This window comes from Piscinibacter sp. (genome assembly GCF_050175855.1).
Classification (GTDB): domain Bacteria; phylum Pseudomonadota; class Gammaproteobacteria; order Burkholderiales; family Burkholderiaceae_C; genus Piscinibacter.
Genome location: NZ_JBFXIO010000282.1, coordinates 1 through 7,020 on the forward strand (window position 1 = coordinate 1; position 7,020 = coordinate 7,020).

The following is a 7,020-nucleotide window of genomic DNA, read 5'->3' on the forward strand; positions in this document are numbered from 1 at the left end:
CAGCTTGCCGATCTCGTGGAACAAGGCCTCGAACTGGCCGTCGTTGAGGGCTTTCAGCAGTTCGTCCGTGCCGCTCTGGTCGCCGGCCTCGATGGCGTCGACCAGGCGGCGGGCGAGCAGCAGGTGATCGGCCTGTAGCGCGTGCGCACTCATGGCGTTCCCTCAGGCAGCGGCGTTGAGACGCTCGAAGATCTTGCCGATCTTCTGTTCCAGGGTCTGGGCCGTGAACGGCTTGACGATGTAGCCGTTCACGCCGGCTTCGGCGGCCAGCACGATCTGCTCGCGGCGCGCCTCGGCGGTGACCATCAACACCGGCAGGTCGGCGAGCGCGGGATCGGCACGGATCTCCTTCAACAGCTGGATGCCTTCCATGACCGGCATGTTCCAGTCGGTGATGAGGAAATCGAACTTGCCGCTCTTCAACATCGGCAGCGCCGTGCTGCCGTCGTCCGCTTCCTCCATGTTGGTGAAGCCGAGATCGCGCAGCAGGTTCTTGATGATTCTCCGCATGGTGGAGAAGTCGTCGACGACAAGAATCTTCATGTTCTTATCCACGCTTGCCTCCGCTCAATTCGCTGTAGTGCTGTTTCATGAATGCTGTCCTCAGTTCTGCTCGGTCCACTCGGCCATGCGTGCCTTGAGGCGGATGAGCGCCTGGGAATGGATCTGGCAGACGCGCGATTCGCTGACGCCGAGCACTTCGCCGGTCTCGCGCAGGTTGAGTTCTTCCTTGTAGTAGAGCGACATCACCAGGCGCTCACGTTCGGGCAGGCCGGCAATGGCCTCGGCGAGGGCTTCGCGGAACAACTCGTCCTGCACGTTCTCGAACGGCTCCGGAATGCGGCCGTTGAGCCCCTCGGCCATGCCCTCCTCGCCGGCGGGCAGGTCCTCGAAGCTGAACACGCGGTAACCGGTGGCGTCCTGCAGGGTCGCGTAGTACTCGTCGAGCGACATGCCGACTTCCTTGGCGACCTCGGCGTCGCTCGCGTCGCGGGCGAAGCGCGCCTCGATGTCGGCGACCGCCTTGGTGATCGCGCGCACCTTGCGATGGAGCGAGCGCGGCGCCCAGTCGCCCTTGCGGATCTCGTCGAGCATCGCGCCGCGGATACGGATGCCCGCGTAGGTCTCGAAGCTCGCGCCCTGCGAAGGGTCGTAGTTCCGCGCCGCCTCGAGCAGCCCGATCATGCCGGACTGGATGAGGTCGTCGACCTGTACCGTCGGCGGCAGGCGGGTCATCAGGTGATAGGCGATGCGCTTGACCAGGGGCGCGTAGTCGTCGACCAGTTCGTTCTGGTCTCGCTCGGCGACCGCGGATGCCGCTGCCTTCTTGTAGGCCGCAATCTGTTTCATAGTTGAGCTACCCTCCGTAGCGACTCCGCCTGTGCCATGCGTTCGACGAAGAACTCGACGCGACCGCTGGCACTACGGGGTGCAGGCCAGTTATCGGTAACCTGAGCGAGTTTCTTGAATGCCTGGGCGGCAGGGCTCGTGGGGAAGCTCTGGACCAGGCACTGGCGTCGGCGCAGCGCCGTGGAGACGCGGGTGTCTAAAGGAATATTCCCAGCGAAATCGAGACTTACGTCGAGGTAGCGGTCGCACACCTCGAGCAGGCGGGCATACAGCCGGAGCGCCTGGCGGTCGTCCTCGGCGAGATTGACGAGGACGCGGAAACGGTGCCGCCGGGCGCTCTGGTTGAGCACCTTGATGGTGGCGTAGGCATCGGTGATCGAGGCCGGGTCGTCGCACACCACCACCAGCACCTCGTGCGAAGCGTTGCAGTAGTCGAGGGTGTTGGCGGCGATGCCGGCCGCGGTGTCGACGATCATGAAATCCTGGCGCTGCTCGAGCTGGCCGAAGGCGTTGATCAGGCCGGCGCGCTCGCGGGTGTCGAGTTCGGCCATGTGCTGGATGCCGGACGCGGCCGGCACGATGCGCATGCCGAGCGGTCCCTCCAGGATGACGTCCTCGAGCTCGCAGGCCCCGCTGACGACGTCGGCCAGGGTGTGCGTCGGCGCGAGCCCGAGCAGGACGTCGACATTGGCCAGGCCGAGGTCGGCGTCGAGCAGCAGCACGTCGTGACCGCGCTCGGCGAGTGCCGCGGCGAGGTTGATCGACACCGTCGTCTTGCCGATGCCGCCCTTGCCGCCGGTGACGGCAATGACGCGGGTAGCGGCGCCGTGCAGGCGTTGCGCGTCGTCGTGGAAGCTCATGCGCTGAACGCCCGTTCGATGCGCGCCTGGTCATCCGGCACGGGACTGGACTTGGCCAGCTCGACCATGCGTTCGACCAGGGCGCGCGGCGCGACCTCGTCGAGGTCGTCCGGCACGCGCTGGCCGGCGCAGGTCCAGGCCAGCGGCAGGCCCGCTTCGATCACCGCCGACAGGGACGGCCCGAGGCTCGCCGCCTCGTCCAGCTTGGTCAGCACGCAGGCGTCGAGCGGCAAGCCCGTGGTGCGGCGGAACATCGCCGCCGCGCTGGCGTAGTCGGTGGTCGCCGACAACACCTTGATCATGCGGATATCCGCGAGCAGGCCCTCGAGACCGAGCACCAGGTCGTTGTAGCGGCTGTCACCCGGGGCATGTCCGGGGGTGTCGATGACGACCAGTCGGCCGCGGTCGGCTTCGTCGTCGAGCACGTCGGCGAGTTCGTCGACGTTGCGCAGGGTGTAGACGCTCGATCCGATGAGACGGCCGAACGCCTTCATCTGCTGGTGCGCGCCGAGCCGGCGATCGTCCATCGACACGATGCTGACCTGCTCGGGGCCGTGGGTGAGCGCGTAGCGCGCGGCGAGCTTGCTGGCGAGCGTGCTCTTGCCGACGCCGGTCGGACCGAGCAGCGCGACCCGGCCACCGCGTTCGAGCAGGCCACCGTCCCAGACCTTCAGTCGCATCACCAGCAGCGCCAGCGCGCGGTGCCAGCCGGCGCGGTAGTCGAGTTCGTCCGGCACTTCGGCGACCAGCTGGCGCGCCAGCGCCGCCGCCAGGCCGACCTGCGAGAGCACGCGCAGCAGGCGCGCACGCAGCGGGTGGCGGTTGCCGAACTCCGACCAGGCGAGACCCGAGAGCTGGGTCTCGAGCAGGCCCTTCAAGCTGCGCAACTCCTCGCGCATCTGCGCCATCGTCGCGGCGTCGGTCCACAGGTACTCGGCCTGCTCGCCGAGATCGGCGAACAGCGGGCTCGGTGCGCGCGGCGGCGCGACGGGTCTTGCCGGTTCAGGCGCTGGTTCTGCCGCCTCGACGGCAACGTCCGGCCGCTTGCGCGGCGTGTTGCGCCGGGCGAGTTCCTCGGCTTCCTGCTCGGTGAGCTGATCGGCCGTGATCAGCTCGACGCCGCCGTCGACCTTGCGATTGGACAGGATGAGCACGTCGGGGCCCTGCTCCTGTTTGATCATGTCGAGCGCCGAGCGCATGTTGCTCGCGAAGTAACGCTTGACCTTCATCGTGCCGCTCCTGTGGTGCGGGGATCCGTCATGGTTCTACCCCTGTTCCGCTTCTTGACGCCGGGTCTCTGACACCGACGTCCTTCACTGCGCCCGCAAGGCCGGGTCGCCGACCGTCGCCACGATGCGGATCTGGGCATCGTTGGGCACCTCGTTGAACCCCAGCACGTGCAGTCCCTTGACCGAGGGACGGAGGAAACGCGCGAGGAAATCCCGCAGGTTGTCCGCCACCAGCAGCACGCTGGGCTGGTTGGCCGCCTCGCGCTGCCGGTGCACTTCGCCGAGCGAGGTGAGCAGGCGGTTGGCGAGATTGGGTTCGAGGGCCATGGCGTTGTTGCTCATCGTTTCCAGGGACTGTTGCAATATCCGTTCCAGCGACAGGTCAAGGGTGATCACCGGCAGTTCGCCCTGCGGGCCGTTGATCTGCTGGACGATGAGACGGCCGAGCGCGACGCGGGCGAAGGCGGTCAGCGTGGCCGCGTCCTGGGTGCGCGCGGCGTGCTCGGCGATGACCTCGAGCACGCTGCGGATGTCGCGCACCGGGATCTGTTCGGCGAGCAGGTTCTGCAACACCTTCACCACCACCGCCAGCGGCAGCACCTTGGGCACGAGGTCCTCGACCAGGCGCGGGTTGGTCTTCTTCAACCCGTCGAGCAGCTTCTGGGTCTCCTCGTGGCCGAGCAGCGCGTGGGCGTGGTCCTGTACGACCTGCGAGAGATGGGTGGCGATGACGGTGCTGGCGTCGACCACGGTGTAACCGAGCGATTGCGCCTGCTCGCGCTGGTCCTCGCCGATCCACACCGCCTCGAGGTCGAAGACCGGGTCACGCGTGACCGCGCCCTTGAGCTGGCCGTAGACCTGGCCCGGATTGATGGCGAGTTCGCGATCGGGCTGGATCTCGGAGCGCCCGACCACCGCGCCGTGCAGGGTGATCTGGTAACTGTTCGGTTCGAGGTCGAGGTTGTCGCGGATGTGCACGGCCGGCACCAGGAAGCCGAGTTCCTGCGAGAGCTTCTTGCGCACGCCGCGCAGGCGCCCGAGCAACTGGCCGTTCTGGCCGCGGTCGACCAGCGGGATCAGGCGGTAGCCGACTTCGAGGCCGATGGCATCGGTCGGCTGGACGTCGTCCCACGACAGCTCGGCGATCTCCTGCGGCGGTGGTGGCGGCGGTGGCGCGACCGCCGCGGCCGCCTCCCGCTGCTTGGCTTGCTCGTGGCGCCACCAGGCGGCGCCGAGTGCCGCCGCCGCCATGCTCAGGAAGGCGACGTTGGGCATGCCCGGGATCACGCCCATGATCAGCAGCACGGCGCCGGTCACGGCGAGCGTGCGCGGGTTGTCGAACAGCTGTTCCATGACCTGTTCGCCGACGTCGTGCTCGGTCGAGGTACGCGTGACCATCAGGGCCGAGGCAGTGGCGAGCAGCAGCGAAGGGATCTGTGCGACCAGGCCGTCGCCGATGGTCAGCAGGGTGAACACGCGCATGGCCTCGGCCAGCGCCATGTCGTGCTGGGCGGTGCCGATGACCAGCCCGCCGAGGATGTTGATGAACAGGATCATGATGCCGGCGATGGCGTCGCCGCGGACGAACTTGCTCGCACCGTCCATGGCGCCGTAGAAGTCGGCTTCGCCCGCGACCTCGCGCCGGCGCACCTTCGCCTCGTCCTGGGTGATGATGCCGGCGTTGAGATCGGCGTCGATCGCCATCTGCTTGCCAGGCATGGCGTCGAGGGTGAAGCGCGCGCTGACTTCCGAGATGCGCCCGGCGCCCTTGGTGACGACGACGAAGTTGATGATGACCAGGATGGCGAACACCACCAGGCCGACCGCGTAGTTGCCGCCGACGACGAAGTCACCGAAGGCCTCGATGACGTGCCCGGCCGCGCCCGGTCCGCTGTGACCGTTGAGCAGCACCACGCGGGTCGAGGCGACGTTGAGAGTCAGCCTGAGCAGCGTGGTGACCAGCAGCAGGGTCGGAAAGACCGCGAAGTCGAGCGGGCGGCGCGCGTAGATGCCCGCCATCAGCACGATCAGGGCGAGCGAGATGTTGAACGTGAACAGGATGTCGAGCAGGAACGGCGGCAGCGGGATGACCATCATCGCGAGCATCGCCAGCAGCAGCAGCGGCACGCCGATGCCGAGCCGTTGCAGGTTGCCGCTGATGTCCAGCCCGCTGTTCTGTCCTGCCAGGGTCGCCATGTCGTGGACCTCAGTAACTCAGTTCGTCGGGGATCGGGAGGTCGTTCGGCAGGCTCGCCCCGGCGATGCCGTCACGGACCTGGAACACGTAGGCCAGCACGCGCGCCACGGCCAGGTAGAGACCGGCCGGGATCTCCTGCTTGAGCCTGGTCGTGTGGTAGAGCGCACGCGCGAGCGGCGGCGTGCTGAGGATGGTCACGCCATGGGCCGCGGCGACCTTGCGGATGTTCGCCGCCACTTCCTCGACGCCCTTGGCCACCACCACCGGCGCGCGCATCTTCGCCGGATCGAACTTGAGCGCCACGGCGTAGTGCTCGGGGTTGGTGACGACGACGTCGGCCTTCGGCACCTCCTCCATCATGCGGCGCCGCGCGAGCTCGTGCTGCATGTTGCGGATGCGGCCCTTGAGCTCGGGCGAACCGTCGGTTTCCTTCATCTCCTCCTTGAGATCCTGGCGCGACATGCGCAACTGCTTGCTGTGTTCCCACAGCTGGAAGGGCACGTCGACCAGCGCGATGACGATGCTCGCCAGGCTGACGACGACAAAGACGTGGAACAGGATCGCGGTGCCCTGCTCGAGCCCGCCGACGGTGCTGCCGTGGCCGAGCGCCAGGATGGCGCCCTGCTCGCCTTTCAGCGCGACCACCGCGAAGGCCAGCACCAGCACGAACTTGGCCAGCGCCTTCAACATCTCGACCAGCCCGCGCACACCGAACACGCGCTTGATGCCCTTGAGCGGGTCGAGACGCTCGAACTTCGGTTGCAGGGCCTCGGCACTGAAGTTCCAGCCGCCCAGCGCGAGCGGCGCCAGCAGTGCCACGACCACGGCCATGAACAGCACCGGCGCCAGCGCCGCCAGGGCGTCGAGAACGACGCCGACGAAGCGCGTACCGAGCAGTCGCGGATCGTAGAGGTCGGCGCGACCGAAGGTGAAGCTGCCACGCATGACCCGTGCCATGCCCTCGCCCAGATGACCGCCGCTGAGGTAGAGCGTGGCGGCGCCGCCGAGCAGCACGAACATGGTGGTGAGCTCGCGCGAACGCGCGATCTGCCCCTTCTCGCGCGCGTCGTGCAGACGCTTGGCGCTGGGTTGTTCGGTGCGTTCCTGGGCGTCGTCCTGCTCGGCCATGGTCAGTGCGCCTCGAGCACGGCATGGGCGGCGTCGAAACCGCTGTCGAACAAACCCGCGGCGGCGGCGTCGAAGCCCTCCAGGGTGAGGACCACCAGCACCATGCCGAACAGGATCATGAGCGGAAAGCCGACGGCGAAGATGTTGAGCTGCGGCGCCGCCCGCGCCATCACGCCGAGGGCGAAGTTGATCGCGAGCAGGGCGACGATGACGGGCAGGCCGTGCAGGAGACCAGCGGCGATGAGCTGGCCGGTCC

At 67.7% G+C, this 7,020-nt stretch carries 7 protein-coding genes; all 7 read right to left on the reverse strand.

Annotation, left to right across the window (positions count from 1 at the left end; all coding sequences use genetic code 11):
• Window positions 1-162: 162 nt before the first annotated feature.
• A complete protein-coding gene (gene cheY, locus AB7U92_RS18795; RefSeq protein WP_428580440.1) occupies window positions 163-543 on the reverse strand; it encodes a chemotaxis response regulator CheY in 381 nt (126 codons plus the stop codon).
• A 60-nt stretch (window positions 544-603) separates the two neighbouring features.
• Complete coding sequence (locus AB7U92_RS18800; protein WP_428580443.1) at window positions 604-1,350, reverse strand: RNA polymerase sigma factor FliA; 747 nt, start codon at window positions 1,348-1,350, stop codon at window positions 604-606.
• Window positions 1,347-2,210, reverse strand: a complete 864-nt coding sequence (locus AB7U92_RS18805; RefSeq protein WP_428580445.1) for an AAA family ATPase — start codon at window positions 2,208-2,210, stop codon at window positions 1,347-1,349. Before AB7U92_RS18805 ends, AB7U92_RS18800 begins: the two co-directional genes overlap by 4 nt.
• Window positions 2,207-3,439, reverse strand: a complete 1,233-nt coding sequence (gene flhF / locus AB7U92_RS18810; RefSeq protein ID WP_428580448.1) for a flagellar biosynthesis protein FlhF — start codon at window positions 3,437-3,439, stop codon at window positions 2,207-2,209. The genes AB7U92_RS18805 and flhF overlap by 4 nt, the downstream gene beginning before the upstream one ends.
• Window positions 3,440-3,523: 84 nt before the next feature.
• Window positions 3,524-5,635: a flagellar biosynthesis protein FlhA gene (gene flhA, locus AB7U92_RS18815; protein WP_428580450.1), complete on the reverse strand. Its 2,112-nt coding sequence runs from the start codon at window positions 5,633-5,635 to the stop codon at window positions 3,524-3,526.
• A gap of 10 nt (window positions 5,636-5,645) precedes the next feature.
• Entirely contained in the window at window positions 5,646-6,764 is a 1,119-nt protein-coding gene (flhB, locus tag AB7U92_RS18820) for a flagellar biosynthesis protein FlhB (RefSeq protein WP_428580453.1), read from the reverse strand.
• Window positions 6,765-6,766: 2 nt separating this feature from the next.
• On the reverse strand, window positions 6,767-7,020 hold a 254-nt coding region (locus tag AB7U92_RS18825), incomplete at its 5' end, for a flagellar biosynthetic protein FliR (protein ID WP_428580456.1).

Excerpts from the sequence above, each read along its gene's own strand:
- AB7U92_RS18805 (WP_428580445.1), bottom strand. The coding sequence starts at position 2,210 with ATGAGCTTCCACGACGACGCGCAACGCCTGCACGGCGCCGCTACCCGC.
- flhB (WP_428580453.1), bottom strand. The coding sequence starts at position 6,764 with ATGGCCGAGCAGGACGACGCCCAGGAACGCACCGAACAACCCAGCGCC.
- AB7U92_RS18800 (WP_428580443.1), bottom strand. The coding sequence starts at position 1,350 with ATGAAACAGATTGCGGCCTACAAGAAGGCAGCGGCATCCGCGGTCGCC.
- flhA (WP_428580450.1), bottom strand. The coding sequence starts at position 5,635 with ATGGCGACCCTGGCAGGACAGAACAGCGGGCTGGACATCAGCGGCAAC.
- cheY (WP_428580440.1), bottom strand. The coding sequence starts at position 543 with ATGAAGATTCTTGTCGTCGACGACTTCTCCACCATGCGGAGAATCATC.
- flhF (WP_428580448.1), bottom strand. The coding sequence starts at position 3,439 with ATGAAGGTCAAGCGTTACTTCGCGAGCAACATGCGCTCGGCGCTCGAC.